The following is a 15,100-nucleotide window of genomic DNA, read 5'->3' as shown; positions in this document are numbered from 1 at the left end:
GGCCTTGGCCAGCTGCAAGGTGACCATCATTGCAACGCAAACAAGGAGAAGAGCAATGACCACGAACTGCATCAAATTCACCAGCGCCGACATCGAAACCGCCAAGGGCGTCGGCTCCATCTCGACCCTGACCTTCGACCTCGACATCACGGTCGAACCCGTCGCAAGCACGAACCCGATGGCCCCCACGCACCGCGTCCTCGGCCGCTCCCCGCGCGGCAAGCTGGTCGAGTGCGGCGGCATCTGGAAGAAACAGAACAAGGAGACCGGCGCCGACTACTACACGCTGACCATCCGCGACCACGGCTTCAACGCGAACCTCGGCAAGGCCGCGAACCAGGACGATCTGTCCCTGCAGGCCGTGATCCCCTGGGGGCCGAAAGACGCCGCGTAAGCCATCAGCCAGACCGCTCCGGCGGTCTGGCTGCACCAGGCTCCGAGGTTTTTGCACGCGTGCAAAATCACTTCGGCGGCTCAGGTTGCTGTCCTTATTTTCAATCGGTGTAGCCCATATTGTGCGCCGGAAATCCTGTAGGCGTACAATATCTGTACATTTCCTCAAAAACCGTGCTATTTACAACTCGGAGCGATTCCGTGAGAGAGTCGAAATGAGAGCGGTGTAATGGGCGGCAGTATAGAACAGTTTCTTCAAGAGCTCGAGCGGGGCCTTGGCCGGACCATGGTCTCGGTCAACAAGGAGTTGACGATGCGCGAGCGCATCAAGCGCTCTTGGTCGATGCGCCAATGTGCTCGCTTCCTGAACATTAGCCATCAGCATCTGACGAAGTTCGCTAAGGACAATGAGGATTTTCCTGCCGGCAGGCATGTAGGGCGCGAGCGTGTTTTCACCCTGACGGAGCTGATGCACATCCGGGCTTTGATGGCTGCCTCAGCAAAGCGGCCTGAGCATTTTCTTGCTTGGCGCAAACCCGACGATCCTTTGCCCGTCATTTCGTTTGCAAGTCAGAAAGGTGGCACTGCGAAGTCGCTTAGTGCTGCGCACTTCGCTCAGTACCTGAGTCTGCACTACGGCATGCGAGTCGGCGTCATGGATGCTGACCCCCAGAGCACGATCACGCTCTATTTTGTCGGCGGCGAAGAAATGCCAACTTTGCCAGATGACGAAACTCCGACGATGGTTGACTTCGCGGGGCTGTTTCAGACCGACGAATCCATCCCCTACACTGACTATGATGCGGAGACGCTTGACGGGTTTTTCAAGAAAACCTCCTGGCCGGGCGTGCGGCTAGTACCTGCGCATGGCGAAACCTCAGAAGGTGAAATTCAAATCGCGAGGTTGTTGCGAGCGGGCACCCCGGAAAAGCGGTTCTACAGGTTCCTAAGAGACTCCATAGATCGTTGGAAAGAGGGGCATCCACCGGTCACCCGTCCGAATGAACTGGTGAGCAACGGTAGGGTCGACCAAGCGAAGCTTGAAAGTGCCCTCAACGAGACCTTAGACTGCATCATTATCGACTATCAGCCTGCGCTGACACTGTTCCAGCTGAACTATGTGATGGCGTCTACTTCGTTGATTATCCCGCAGACGATGAAGGGGTTCGACATTGCGACCTTGTCCACCTTTGTGACTGGTCTCCTCACCATGCTGCGCCACATTTTCGCGACGGATCGGATCGATATGGGCGGTGCGGCACATATGCTGTTGCCCACGATCGTGCAGAGAACAAATGAGCAAGATCTCACACAGGTCGGCAACCTGCTCGAAAACTGCCCAGATGAGGTGCTGCCGGTATTCTATCTTCGCTCTGATGCTATTTCGAACGCGTCGGACGTTTATCAATCCGTCTACGAGTACGACCCAGATACGCCAGGCAAGCGAAAAGGCATCAACAGGTTCATCGAGAATGCTGACGCAGTGAATGACGCCATCGTCTCACGCCTCTGGCCTGGTCTTGAGCGTGGCTATGCCGAGGATTGGATGCAGAACTTCTACAATTTCGAGGAGGAAGCCGAATGAAGCGAACACTGAGCAGCTCGGTCCTCAAGAAAAAGCCCATGCGCCCAGATGAGGATGTGTCTGCGGCTCCTGGATCTGGTGCAAGCGAACAGGTTCACGAAGACGAAGCGAAACTGGTTGGTGGGGTTAAGCCAAGACTGGGCGGCTCTGGCAGTGCTTGGAAGGCCGGAGCGCTTTCAGACGCCAGCCAGATGCTTCACGTTGAGCGCGCACAGGTCGTGGAGCGCATTCTCGCGGGTCGACATGAGTTGCAGATTGATCCGTCTCAGATCGTGGACGTGATTGGATCGGACCGGCGTGAAGATTGGCGCGACCAAGAGGCATTCGAGAAGCTCAAAGAGAGTATCGAGAAGAATGGTCAAGATACACCCATTCATGTTCGGCCAGCGGATCCTGATTGGCGACCGGATGAACGTGAGCCCGAGAATGTAGAAGGCGTGACGTTCCAGTTGATCGTGGGTCGGCGACGCCATGCGATCCTTGAAGCTTTGGGATTGCCTGTCCGCGCCATTCTGGCTCCACAATCCCTTCGGGGTTCCCGTGAAGAGCAGTTCGAGATGCTATTCATGCGCTTCCGGGAGAATGAGGAACGTGAAAACCTCAGCGCTTTTGAGCGCCTGGTTTCGATAGGCGAGATGTTTGAGCGGCTACAAGATGCCAAACCGGACGAGAAGATAACTGCAACCGAGTTCGCCAAGCGTGTGGGTGTCCATAACAGCGCGGTATCACGTGGTCGCGCTGTCTATGCCGCTAGAGCTGAGATTTTGCACGCGTGCAAAGATGTCTACGATCTCAGCCACCGTGACCTCGAAAAGGTTCTTGGTGACCTGACTGAGAAGCAGTCCAAGCCTGCAAAAAAGAAATCGCAAAGCCCAAAGAAACTCACGGTACAGCGAAAGATCGGTTCGCGGAAATTGAGTGTTACAGGGCAGGGCGGGAAGCTCTCTGTCGCTGCCACGGGGTTAACATTGGATGAGGACATTCTCAGAGGTTTGAGTGATGTCATCGCTGAGTATTTGGAGAAACACGGATCGAAGTAAGAGGCAGGAGCCGCGGAGACGGTGGTCTTCGATCCAAACGAGGTAAGAAACAGGAGCGGATATGCTTTGAGATAACGGCAAAAGAAAAGCCCCCAAGCTGAGGGCCTGAGAGCTTATCAAGATTAGTTTGGTCGCTATCAAGATAGTTCTCCGGCGAATCACTGTCAACAGCAACGCTCCTGAGCGAACGGGATTCTTTTGCCCTCCATTAAGCAGAGGAGGCGAGAACTATCCATGAAACATACAGGTTGGCGCAAGCCGACACCGGGTCTTGGCATTGCAGAGCAGCTTGCCCAAGCCGGTGAACAGGTTGCTGTACCCAAAACGCGGGCCTTCGTGGCCGTGAAGCGCGTGGGGGCCTACATTGGCCTCAAGGCCGGAGACATGATGCTCCTCGACACGCTCGGTGCCTTTACTCAGGCGCAGGACTGGGAGGAAGGGCAGCGCCCGATCGTCTGGGCGTCCAACGCCTATCTGATGGAGCAGACCGGGTTCTCGCTCTCCGCGCTCAAGCGCCATGCACGGCGTCTGGCCGAGATCGGCGTGATTTCCTTCCAGGACAGCCCGAACGGCAAGCGGTGGGGCCGCAGGGACGCCGAGGGGCGCATCGTCGAGGCCTATGGCTTCGATCTGTCGCCGCTGTCGGCGCGTGTCGAGGAGTTCGAGGAGCTTCATGCCGATTTGCAGGCCGAGCGCGAGCTCTGTCAGCGCCTGAAGCGCCAGATCACAGTTGCACGACGTATGATCCGCGCTCGGATTGAGGCGGCCGTGAGCAGCGCGCTGCGCGGCCCCTGGACGCAATTCACAGGCCTTTTCGAGGAGCTTCTGGATCGGCTTCCGCGCCGCCACGAAGCCTCAGAGCAGCTTGTGCGCCTGCTGGGCTGGTTCAAGGAGCTCCAGGAGCGCGTCGAAGCGGCCTATCTCAAGGCAACCGAGGTCGTGCTGCCTGTGGAAAACATGCCTGAAACAAAGGAACAAGTTCCTGAGAAGACTCAAGAAATGAACCCCAGGGAGGTCATTTCCGACCCTCATATACTAATTACAAATCAACTTAATCCTGTAACCCGTAATTCCTCAGAAAATGAGGAAGGCGCGGCCGTGGTGCCCAATGCTCATCCCGAAGATCAGATTGATAGGGAGCTGGAAGAGTGGGTTGCAGAGGTACGCAAGAAGCGCGCGGCGCTGGATCTGCCTACTGTTATGCAGGCGTGTCCGGAATTTGCGTCCTGGGCCCGCAATATGGGTGGGTTCCTCAAGGATTGGGGCGATCTGCACCGGGTTGCGGGGCAACTCAGGCCGATGATCGGGGTCTCCCAGCATGCCTGGAACGTGGCGCAGGACCGGCTGGGCAAGCAGGTGGCGACAGCGGCTCTGGCGCTTGTCTTCGAGAAGCATTGCGCGGGCGAGGTTTCCTCGCCGGGCGGCTATCTGCGCGGCATGGTCGAAAAGGCCGGGGCAGGGGAGTTGCATCTCGAGCGCAGCTTCTATGGCAGGCTCAGCGGTCAGGCTGCGTGATGGGGCAGGGGGTCAGAGACCGGCGGCCTTGGTCAGATTCACTCGGAACCGGTCGCGTCGGCGCTGGTAGCGGCGAGTCATCTCGGCCGAGGCATGACCGAGCTGCTTCTGGACATAGCGTTCGTCGACTTCTGCTGAACTCGCGAGCCCGGCACGCAGCGAGTGACCTGAGAACAGCGCCAGTCGTTCTTTCTCGGGCAGCTCGGACCGGATGCCGGCGTCCAGAACCGTGCGCTTGATCAGGCGGGCGACATGCTTGTCGTTGAGCCGGGCATCGAGGGCGCGCTTGCCATCGCGTGAGGTGCCAACGAAGACCGGACCGAAATCGATCTTGGCAAAGTGCAGCCATTGCTGGAGCGCGTGCACGGGGCAGGTCTGCTCCTTGGAGCCGCGACCGATCTCGACTTCGCGCCAACCGGTTTTGGCATTGAGGGTCAGGAGGGCACCTTTCTCCATAATCTCGACCCAACCGCCACTGTCGGGCGTATCGTCTTTGTGCACGTCCAGGCTGACGATTTCCGAGCGGCGCAAGCCTCCGGCGTATCCCAGAAGAAGGATTGCCCGATCTCGCAGCCCGCGCAGATCATAGGGCAGGGTGGCGACCATTGCGAGGATGTCTTCCGCCAGGATTGCTTCCTTCTGCACCTGCGGTCGCGCGTGCTTACGCTTGATCCCGGCCAGCACCGTGGCGATGTGACGGTTCTTGCGATCGAGAGTGAACCCCCGTTGCGTGTAGTTCCAAGCGAGGCCTGACAGGCGGCGGTCGATGGTCGAGACGGACAGGGGGCGGGACGCCGCCTGCGAAAGGGAGGAGCCCGACCCGGAGGCCAGATCCGCGAGGTAGAGACCGATCATTTCCGGTGATGGTGGCAGCGGGTCCGCACCCTTCATCCGGCACCAGCGCGCGAAATGCGCCCAATCCTTCGCATAGGCCTTCAACGTATTGTCCGAGGCCGCGGCGCGCGCGTAGTCACGGGCGGTGTCGACCAGGCGATCCAGTGTGCCGGAACCGGCGACATGGGAGGGCAGGGCGATGTCATCGCTTTCCTCTTGATCTCTCTCGTCGACGCGAGCATCATTCAGCTCATCAGAGGGCGCTGACGTTGATTTCTCGGTCTCTGAGGGCATCTTTCCAATGAATCTGGCGGTGAAATTGAACTGCTTCCCAGCATAACTTTTTGTGTCCGATAATGCAAACTTATTGGACATAGCGGAACGCTACAGGGTAGGGCGGTTAGATTGCTATTTTCTCGAATAAAGCGCCGCGTTTGTGTAGGCTTTGGGTATGACTTTTGCCCGGCCAGACCCCATCAGCAACCTCGACACGTTACCCCGGATGCCCGCCTGGGTCACCTCTGCACGGACTGAAACCCTTGAAGATGTTGCGTTTTTGTCGGGCGCGGCGCTCAATCACCTGCATCTTGTGTTGGGATGCCAGGAAGTGCCCCAAGCCTTGTTGCGGGACCGGCTCGCGCTGCGTGCGGCCGAGGCTTGCGTCGCGTTCTCAGGACGGTCCGAGCGGGCAGGGGAGTTGCGCGATGCGGTGCACCTGTTGCGGCCCGGCGATCTGCCCGGCCCGGCGGGCGAAACCTACCTTGCCTGGCGGCGTGCGGCGGAGCGGCCGGTGTCGATCAAAGCTCTGGGCCGGGCGTTGCCGACCCTCGAGCCGGGCCCGATCGCAACCTTGCTCGACGCGGGGAAAGGCGGGCCGGTGACCCGTGCCGCAATGGTGCTGGAGGCGGTGCTGCGCGAGGCGCCGCGCGCAGACGTAGCAGGGCTGATCCTCGCGGATGCGGCCCTCGCGCAGGCGCTTGGTTGGGACCGTCTCGTGCCGCTGCTGGCCCCGGGCCTGAAGCGTGCCGACCTGCGCAAGCAAGGCGATGACCTTTGCTTGGCCTGTCATCGGGCGCTCATCTTTGCGGCGGTCGAGGCCGTGCGCCTTGCCGCCGATCTCGCGCGTCGGGCGGCGCATCTGAACGCCGTCGCGCCGAAGCTTCGGGCCAAGGGCGCTGGCGAGGCCGTCGAGATGTTCCTGACCCGCGACGCTGTCGCACCGTCGACTTTAACTTTGCCGGATCGCGCCGCGCGGCGGCTCTGCGACCGGCTGGTCGATCTTGGCGCGGTCCGCGAGCTGACCGGGCGCGACACGTTCCGGCTCTACGGGGTGTAGGGATGGCGAAGGATCGTTCCGACCTCGATCTTGACCGCGAACTTGCCGACCTGCCGCCGGAGCTGCGCTGGCGCGAATGGATGCGGCGGATCGAGGCGGTGCTTTTTGCCTCTGCCTCGCCGGTCCCGCGCGAGAATCTGGCCCGAGTGGTGGGGCAGGGGGCCACGGTCGATCTGCTGGTCGAGGATCTGGCCGCCGATCTGGAGGGGCGGGCCTTCGAGATCGCCCAAGTCGCCGGCGGCTGGATGTTTCGGACGCGAGCCGCCTATGCGCCCGCGATCCGCGCGGCTGCGGATGTCGGGGATCAGTTGCTGGACCTGAGCGAATTCGACATCGCGGTCCTGGCGGCCGTCGCCTATCACCAGCCGATCACCCGCGATGGCCTCAAAGACATCTTCGGCAAGGAAATCAGCCGCGAGCTGATCGGGCGGCTGCATGCGCGTGGCCTGATCGGGACCGGGCCAAGGTCGCCTCGGCGCGGGGCGCCCTATACATTCGTGACGACCGAGCAGTTCCTTGTCGCGTTCGGGTTGGAGAGCCTCCGCGATCTTCCCGATCGGGAGCAGCTGGTGGATGCCGGGGTTGTGGGCGAAGCACCACAAGTCGATTTCGGATAGCGAGTTGCCGATCTTGTTGGGCGCTAAGGATCTGAGAGAGCACTGTTTTACCTCACCATGGTTTCGAATCTTGCCGATCTCCGTTGCCGATGCTTGGCGCAAACTCGGTCGTTCTGGTTATCGTTTCATCTGCAGCGCAACGATTCATGTGGGGCACCAGAAATATTCACAATTTCAAGGTGATAATCGTTTCGTGTTTTTGACGAAGTTGGCTTTTGCTTCCTGACGCCTGAATCGTTGCAAAATCCGCGCAACGAAAACTTGCGCCTGGGAAAAGTGTAGGTGTATCAATATCCTAATCGTTTCACGCTTGCAGGATATCGTTTCATGGCCCTGTCGGATCAAGACATTCTCGACTTTGTCGGTGAGAACCCGGGTGCTGGACGCGATGCCATCCGGAAGGGCATTGCAAGGGATGTGAGCGAAACCACCGTATGGCGTCTCTTGAAGCGCTTGGTGGAAGAGGGGCGCCTCGAAGTAACCGGCAAGGGCAGGGCGACAGGATACAGAATTGCCGGGGGCGCGGTCGTCCGGGCGCATTTGTCGACGCCATATAACCGGCGAGCGCCGGTATCCTATCGACCGGAGTTTCTCGACGCCTACGTCCCAGAAAAGACCTGGTACCTGTCTGCACCAGACCGCGAAAGACTGTTGGAGGCCGGCCGTCCGCAGGGCGGCGCAATTCCTGCCGGAACATACGCGCGCCGGATCCTTGAACAGCTTCTGGTTGATCTTAGCTGGGCATCATCCAGGATGGAGGGCAACACCTACGATATTCTGCAGACCGAGCGACTGATCAGGTTTGGCGAAGAAGCTGCGGGAAAGGATCGAAAAGAAGCCCTGATGATCCTCAACCATAAGGAAGCCATCCAGTATGTCGTCGACAATCTCGATGAGATAGGGCTTCGGCGTCCCGATCTGTTCGCGATTCATGCGCTGCTCTCAGACGGACTCCTGGCGGATCCGGCAATGTCGGGCCGATTGCGAGCGATGCAGGTCGGGATCTCGCACTCGAGCTATCGACCGCTCGACGATGCGGTCACGATCGCAGAGGAGTTCGACATCCTGCTCCACAAGGCTGCGCAGATCACCGATCCGTTCGAGCAGTCCTTTTTCCTCTTGGTGCACATTCCGTACCTCCAGGCCTTTGCCGACGTTAACAAGCGAACTTCGCGCGTGGCCTCGAACATCCCACTTCTAAAGTCGGATCTTGCGCCGATGTCGTTCACGACGATGGACGACAGCGACTATATCGATGGGCTCATCGGGGTTTATGAATTGAACAATGTCGCGCTGCTGCGTGAGGTCTACATGGACGCGTACTTGGCGTCTGCGGAGAAATACCGAATTCTTCGCGCTGAGGTGGAGAGCCCGGAAAAGGCTGCGCTTGCATATCGGGAATTCGTTCGCGCTGCGGTCCGGCGTTGCGTTCTCGAATTCAAGGAGTTCCGAAACGATGCGGTTGATGAGATGGCTTTGGCTGCTGGCGTGCCCGACGCTGATCGAGCGGATGTTGTCGCTTACGTTCGTGAGCAGATCGCTGGGCTCCATGAAGGCAACGTAATCCGCTATCGGCTGAAACCAGACGACCTGAAAGGAGTGAACCTGCGCTAGATCGTTGATCGAACCGGACCGAAGAACGTCTACGCATCAAAAGCGCATTCAATCATTGCGATAGTCGTTGCAATGATGGGCATCCAAAATAGTGTGGTTCGGAGAGGGTTCCGATAATGTCTTCAATACTCAAGTTTTTCCGAATTACATTCTTTCTCGCCCTGTATTTTTTCTTATGCATGGTCGTGGTGACCATAATGCTTCAGGGTTGGCCGGTTGGTGGCCAGATGCTGTTTGCATTTGGTGTTCCCGTCATTCTGGTCTGGTGGCAAGAAAAACGGAGATCGCGGAAAGTCGCTGCAAAGGCGCAAGCTGAGGGGAGTTCCGAAACCCACCCCCCCCGACCTGAGCCGGTGCCGCGGCCAAGTGCCTACGACAAGCGTATCGAGCGTGAGCGCGAACGAACTCGCGAAGCCAATGCGTCTCAAGCACCGGCTGCCGTGCAGGCCTACTCTCCACCAAAGCAGGACTACGCTGAAATCGTTCGGGCTGGAAAGTCTGCGGCGCCGGCACTTGCCGCGGCCGCTGAACGAAATCAGCCCTCGCGAATGGCATCGAGCGTATCGTCCCGACCAACGAAAAGCGGGTGGGTCCCGTCTAGCGAAACAGCTAGCGTGGCCGGCCGCAACATCGGCGGGATGGTCTATGTCGGCACGCCCCCCTTGCTGAACACCTACGGGTATCGTGACAAATGCCGAGCCTATATCGATCCGTCCCTGTCGGTCGCGCGCTCTGGAGCCGACAAAGCTGGAGAAGGTATGCCCTACTGGCCTGGGTACTCGGATATCTCACCTCAGTGCCGGGCGGCCTACCTCGACTGGTTGGCCAGCGGGCGAAACGATGCCTCCTACAACCCCGGCTACATGTTCCTGTACTTCTACGGGCTAGAGCGTCGCTTCTTCGTTGATCAGTCCAATGAAGACGCAAAGGATATCGTCCAGGAAGTTAGGCGGCTGCAGTCACTTTACCCTGACAACCACTCCGTCAGGCGCTATTTGGGTGAGTTCCTCGACATAGCGATGCTTGCCGAAACCGACCTCGACGCGATCGATCCGATTTTTGAGAAGCAGGGCTGGGAACTTCCGTTCTCACTCAAATACGCAATCGGAGCTCGGATCGACAAAGGCGAGAACCTGACAGCTGACTGGTTGCTGAGTTGGCTCATCTGCCATCCGGAAACAAATCTGAGAACTCCCGCGACGCGATGCCGTGACGAGTTCGTCGCTCTTTTCCGTATGCGGTTTGATCGGCGTTTCCCTGATGGGCTCAAAGTGACCAAACCCCGGAAATCACTCACGGCTTCTTATAGGGCCGCCTCGAGCGAGTTTCAGGGGTCTGCCAACCCAACCGTTGATGGCAAGCCGGTCCCGGATATTTCCGGTCTGCGCAAACCGGTCGAGATTGCCCAGGAGTTGGCTGACGAGGTGATGAACGACCTCGACAAGCTCAGTCGCTTCCTGGGCCGAAACCCTGATGGCCGCGGAAGCGTGGAAGCGCATGCCTTATTGCCCTCTGAACTGTGGGATGCCTTCCCATCGGAGGAAATGAACCGCTTGAAATCTTGGGCTGCCGATATCGTCGATCGGGGGGGATTGGTGCCGCTAGAAGAGGTGATCGGACGTCTGGAGGGAGAAACGGACGAGAAGATCGGGAAACGGCAAATGACAGGAGCGGCCGACGCGCTCGCGCGCCTCGGTTTCGGTCTGGCGCCCGACCCTCGGTTTGCGCTCCGGTCGCCCAAGGCGGAAGAGCCTGTTGTGCTGTTTCGTCTGGGCGAGCCTATCGAGCGACTGGAGGACGTTTCCGACAGCTATCGAAGCGCCTTAATCGAATTGGCACTGGGGTCGTTCGTTGCTCATGCGGATGGTCGCATCGCGGAGCCTGAACGCAGGGCGTTGGAAGAGCAAGTTGCTGCCGCGGCCCTCAGCGATCAGGAACGCCGCAGGCTGCGTGCAAACCTTGAATGGTTCCTGGCCGTGCCACCAGACATGACACTTCTGCGGCGCAAATTGAAGGAGGTGGGCCAAGACAGCCAAGCCGCTATGCGGGCAGCGCTGGTCGGTGCAGCACATGCCGATGGCATTATTCACTCCGACGAAGTCGCAAGCATCGAGAAGATCTACAAGGCCTTGGGCCTTGATCCTGCGCTGGCCTACTCGGACCTGCATGCTGGCGAAATTGCGGATGGTCCACACACCGTTCGTGCCTCGCAACCGGGTCGCCCGGGCGAAGCTATACCCGCGCTTGAAAAAGCCAGCGGACCGAAACTCGACGCTTCGCGGATCGCGGCAATCCGTTCGGACACCGAGCGCGTGTCGTCCGTCCTCGGTCAGATTTTCGATGTTGAAGAGGAAGAAAGTGGTGCCTCCGGGCCTGCCAGCCAAAGCCAGCTGGCAGGGCTTGACCCGAAACACGGCGCCCTTGTTCTCGAACTGGTTACTCGGGAGCATTGGTCTGAGACCGAGTTCGATACGATCTGCGCTTCGCATGGCTTAATGGCGTCCGGGGCTTTGGAAGCAGTGAATGAATGGGCTTTTGAGACCTACGATGACGCGCTTCTCGACGAGTATGATGGATATGAAGTGTCTCCGGAGATTGCGGAGGCGATAAGAGAAAAGATGAGTGCGGAGGGCAGGGATGTCTAAGTTGAAACCACGTGAACGCGATGCAATCGTACAGGCGCTGCGGGCCGGGGTCGTGCCCAAGCTCGGTTTGCGCCATATCCAGGTCGGCCGCGTCCGGGAGATTGAAGAGCTCGTCAAGGACATGGACCGGATATCCGATGGCGGATCGGCGATCCGGTTCATCATCGGAGAATACGGATCGGGCAAGACGTTCTTCATGAACCTGATCCGCCTCGTCGCCTTGGAGAAAGGCCTGGTCGTGATGTTCGCGGATCTGGCGCCAGATCGGCGCATTCATGCGACAGGCGGACAAGCTCGCGGCCTGTATGCAGAGATGGCCCGAAACCTCTCGACGCGGACAAAGCCCGATGGCGGGGCATTGGCCAGCGTGGTGGAACGGTTTGTCAGCCAGGCTCACCGAGATGCTGAAGAACGGGATTTGCCCACGGGGACCGTCATTCGTGAACGCCTTGGCCACTTTGAAGAACTTACCGGAGGGTTTGAGTTCGCCGAAGTCATCCGTCGATATTGGGAAGGCCATGAGACCGGCGACGACGAGTTGAAATCCGCAGCCCTGAGATGGCTGCGCGGTGAATTCGCGACACGTACCGACGCGCGCAAGGCGCTTGGCGTGCGAACGATCATCGACGATGCCAGTGTCTACGACCATCTGAAGCTGATGTCGGCATTCGTGTGTGAAGCCGGTTACAAAGGCCTGCTCGTCGGCCTCGACGAGATGGTGAACCTCTACAAGCTCACATCTTCGCAGGCCCGCAATGCAAACTACGAACAGATCCTCCGGATACTGAATGATGTGCTGCAGGGCAGTGCCGAGAACCTCGGATTTCTGATGGGCGGGACCCCGGAGTTTCTGATGAACACCCGTCGAGGGCTCTACAGCTACGAAGCCCTTCAATCGCGTTTGGCCGAGAACACCTTCGCGCGAGACGGATTGGTCGACCTTTCAGGACCCGTTGTCCGGTTGGCCAGCCTGACCCCTGAAGATCTCTTCGTTCTTCTGGCCAATGTCCGGCGGATCATGCAGGACGATGCCGGTGCTCTGCCGGACGACGCGCTCGAAGCCTTTATGGCGCATTGCTCGGACCGGATCGGTGAAGCTTACTTCCGCACCCCGCGCAATACGGTGACGGCATTCGTGAACCTGCTTTCCGTGCTTGAGCAAAACCCCGGTGTCGAGTGGAGCGATCTGATCGAAAAGATCGAGGTCTCCGAAGACCTCGGCGAAGACATGAACGAGGTAGACGAGTCGACTGGTGCTCAAGACCCCGGTGACGATGATTTGATCAGCTTCAAGCTCTGACGCCGATGAGCAGTGCGTTCGACAAACTGGCGAGGCCTGTGCAGAAATGGATACGCCAGAAAGGTTGGCGCGAACTTCGCGATATCCAAGCGCGATCCATCCGGACTATCTGCGAAACCAATGCCGATTTAATCGTTGCGGCCTCCACGGCGGGCGGAAAGACCGAGGCGGCGTTCCTGCCGTTGATTTCACAGGTGCTTGACGAGCCGTCGGGCGGCACCGGTTTCGACCTGCTCTACATCGGTCCGCTGAAAGCCTTGATCACGGACCAAGCCATGCGGCTGGAGGGCATCTGCCAGGAAGCAGAGCTTCCGGTTGTTCCCTGGCACGGGGATGTCTCGCAATCGATCAAGACGCGCGCGTTGAAATCTCCAAAAGGGATCCTGCTGATAACCCCAGAGTCCCTTGAAGCGCTTTTCATTCGTCGCGGTTTGGAAATTGCCCGCCTATTTGGGGCCACGCGGGCGGTCGTGATCGACGAACTGCATACGGTTCTGGATAGCGAACGCGGTGTCCAGCTTCGTTCACTGCTCACAAGGCTCGAGCTCGCGATAAAGCGCCCAATCCGTCGGATAGGTCTGTCAGCTACGCTAGGCGACATGGACCTCGCCAAGGCCTATCTTCGCCCTGACGCAGCAAGCTCTGTCCAGCTGATCGAAGCAGATGGCGGCGAGGCAGAATTGAAGCTTCAGCTTCGCGGCTACCTCTCAGGCGATGAGGATGAAAACAGCCCATCCGCAACGGACGCGATATCAGCCCATCTGTTCAAACACCTTCGTGGCAGCGATAACCTGGTCTTCGCCGGAGCGCGCCAACGGGTCGAGATTTACGCAGATCGGTTGCGGGAGCTTTGCGAACGGGAGCACCTGCCACAGGAATTCTATCCCCACCACGCGAGCCTCTCCCGAGAACACCGTGACTTCGTTGAGCGGCGCTTGAAGGACCCTGCGAAACCGACGACAGCCGTTTGCACATCGACGCTCGAGCTGGGAATCGACATCGGTGACGTGACCTGCGTGGCTCAAATCGGTGCGCCATTCAGCGTCGCGGCGTTGCGACAACGGCTTGGCCGATCAGGCCGCCGTGAAGGACAGCCGGCCATTCTCAGGCAGTACGCTGTCGAAGCCAAGTTGACGCCGGAGAGCAGTTTCGTGGATCGTCTTCGCCTCGGCCTGATCAGGTCCATCGCGATGATAGACCTGCTGCTGGAAGGCTGGTGCGAACCTCCAAAACCCCAAGCACTTCATCTCTCGACGCTCGTTCATCAGATACTGTCAGTCATAGCGCAGCGCGGCGGTGCGTCTGCAAGCGCGGTTTGCAACGTCCTGTGCCGCGAAGGCCCTTTTCGAAAGGTCACAAGCGAAGTCTTCGCAGATGTATTGCGTGCAATCGGTCATCCTGAAACCGGCTTGATCGAACAGGCCGCAAGTGGGCTGTTACTCTTGGGACCGACAGGCGAAAAGCTCGTTGAGCATTACAGCTTCTATGCGGTGTTCCAGACACCTGAGGAGTTCCGGTTGGTCGCAGAGGGGCGGGATCTTGGAACCTTGCCAATCGACAATGTTCTTGCTCCTGGGATGCTGCTGATTTTTTCTGGGCGGCGTTGGGTAGTTCAAGAAATCCATGATCGGGAAAAGGTCATCGTCGTCAAACCCGCTAAGGCTGGTGTGCCTCCAGTCTTCGGCGGCGATGCGGGGGACATTCATGACAAGGTGATCGACCGAATGTTCGCCGTGCTCGAGGGGGAATCCAGCCCAGCTTACATGGACACAGTCTCTTTGATGATGCTCGAGGAAGCGCGTGCTCATTATGAACAGCTGGGGTTTAGGGCCAATAACATGCACAGCATCGGCGAGCATACATCAGTCATTGCGACGCGGGTCGGTACGGTGAAGACATCAACCCTCGCGCTCGCACTGAGAAGCGAGGGGTTTTCGGTCGAACAGCATGACGGGTTTCTGATTGTAGAGGCCGGGGACGAAACGCCCGATCTTCGATCGGCGCTGGAAGATTTTCGATCCGGCGAACCCGTCGATTTGTTCGCAGGCGCAGGCAATCTGATATCAGATAAGTTCCATCAATTTCTTACTATCGAACTTTTGGTTCGGGACGCTGAATCCTCAAAGCTTTCGACACAAGCACTTCCCGATTTGGTCAAAGCTATTCTTCAAAAAGGAACTTGAATATGTCCACGACGTGCCGGTCCACGCTTATTGTCTAT

11 protein-coding genes are annotated in these 15,100 nt (G+C 58.7%); 10 read left to right on the top strand and 1 reads right to left on the bottom strand.

Annotation, left to right across the window (positions count from 1 at the left end):
• Nucleotides 1–55: 55 nt before the first annotated feature.
• The 4 genes from O4H53_RS20045 to repC all read left to right on the top strand — a co-directional run bounded on the left by O4H53_RS20045 (nt 56) and on the right by repC (nt 4,533).
• Entirely contained in the window at nt 56–394 is a 339-nt protein-coding gene (locus O4H53_RS20045; protein WP_017470241.1) for a DUF736 domain-containing protein, read from the top strand.
• 228 nt (nt 395–622) lie between these two features.
• The gene (locus tag O4H53_RS20040) at nt 623–1,978 is read left to right on the top strand and encodes a ParA family protein (RefSeq protein ID WP_331284246.1); all 1,356 of its coding nucleotides are present in this window, start codon (nt 623–625) and stop codon (nt 1,976–1,978) included.
• A complete protein-coding gene (locus O4H53_RS20035) occupies nt 1,975–3,018 on the top strand; it encodes a ParB N-terminal domain-containing protein (RefSeq protein WP_269366631.1) in 1,044 nt (347 codons plus the stop codon). The genes O4H53_RS20040 and O4H53_RS20035 overlap by 4 nt, the downstream gene beginning before the upstream one ends.
• A 234-nt stretch (nt 3,019–3,252) precedes the next feature.
• Nucleotides 3,253–4,533, top strand: coding sequence for a plasmid replication protein RepC (repC, locus tag O4H53_RS20030; RefSeq protein WP_269366630.1), 1,281 nt, complete (start codon nt 3,253–3,255; stop codon nt 4,531–4,533).
• Between the two features lie 12 nt (nt 4,534–4,545).
• Here repC and O4H53_RS20025 read toward each other — a convergent pair whose 3' ends face one another.
• Nucleotides 4,546–5,661 (bottom strand): tyrosine-type recombinase/integrase, encoded by a 1,116-nt coding sequence (locus tag O4H53_RS20025; protein WP_269366636.1) that lies wholly within the window; start codon nt 5,659–5,661, stop codon nt 4,546–4,548.
• Between the two features lie 157 nt (nt 5,662–5,818).
• Here O4H53_RS20025 and O4H53_RS20020 point away from each other — a divergent pair, with 157 nt between their 5' ends.
• The 6 genes from O4H53_RS20020 (at nt 5,819) to O4H53_RS19995 (ending at nt 15,062) form a co-directional block, all read left to right on the top strand.
• The gene (locus O4H53_RS20020) at nt 5,819–6,703 is read left to right on the top strand and encodes a DUF1403 family protein (RefSeq protein WP_269366628.1); all 885 of its coding nucleotides are present in this window, start codon (nt 5,819–5,821) and stop codon (nt 6,701–6,703) included.
• 2 nt (nt 6,704–6,705) lie between these two features.
• Nucleotides 6,706–7,320 (top strand): SMC-Scp complex subunit ScpB, encoded by a 615-nt coding sequence (scpB, locus tag O4H53_RS20015; protein WP_269366627.1) that lies wholly within the window; start codon nt 6,706–6,708, stop codon nt 7,318–7,320.
• A 327-nt stretch (nt 7,321–7,647) separates the two neighbouring features.
• On the top strand, nt 7,648–8,934 hold the full coding sequence (locus O4H53_RS20010; RefSeq protein ID WP_269366625.1) for a Fic family protein: 1,287 nt from the start codon (nt 7,648–7,650) through the stop codon (nt 8,932–8,934).
• Between the two features lie 116 nt (nt 8,935–9,050).
• Nucleotides 9,051–11,579 (top strand): tellurite resistance TerB family protein, encoded by a 2,529-nt coding sequence (locus O4H53_RS20005; protein WP_269366623.1) that lies wholly within the window; start codon nt 9,051–9,053, stop codon nt 11,577–11,579.
• Nucleotides 11,572–12,879, top strand: a complete 1,308-nt coding sequence (locus O4H53_RS20000) for an ATP-binding protein (RefSeq protein ID WP_084353833.1) — start codon at nt 11,572–11,574, stop codon at nt 12,877–12,879. Before O4H53_RS20005 ends, O4H53_RS20000 begins: the two co-directional genes overlap by 8 nt.
• A gap of 5 nt (nt 12,880–12,884) precedes the next feature.
• Nucleotides 12,885–15,062, top strand: a complete 2,178-nt coding sequence (locus tag O4H53_RS19995) for a DEAD/DEAH box helicase (protein WP_269366621.1) — start codon at nt 12,885–12,887, stop codon at nt 15,060–15,062.
• Nucleotides 15,063–15,100: the final 38 nt, after the last annotated feature.

Source organism: Sulfitobacter sp. G21635-S1, assembly GCF_027213915.1.
GTDB lineage: Bacteria > Pseudomonadota > Alphaproteobacteria > Rhodobacterales > Rhodobacteraceae > Sulfitobacter.
Note: the sequence above shows the minus strand (reverse complement) of the source record. Positions and strands in the feature narration are given on the sequence as shown.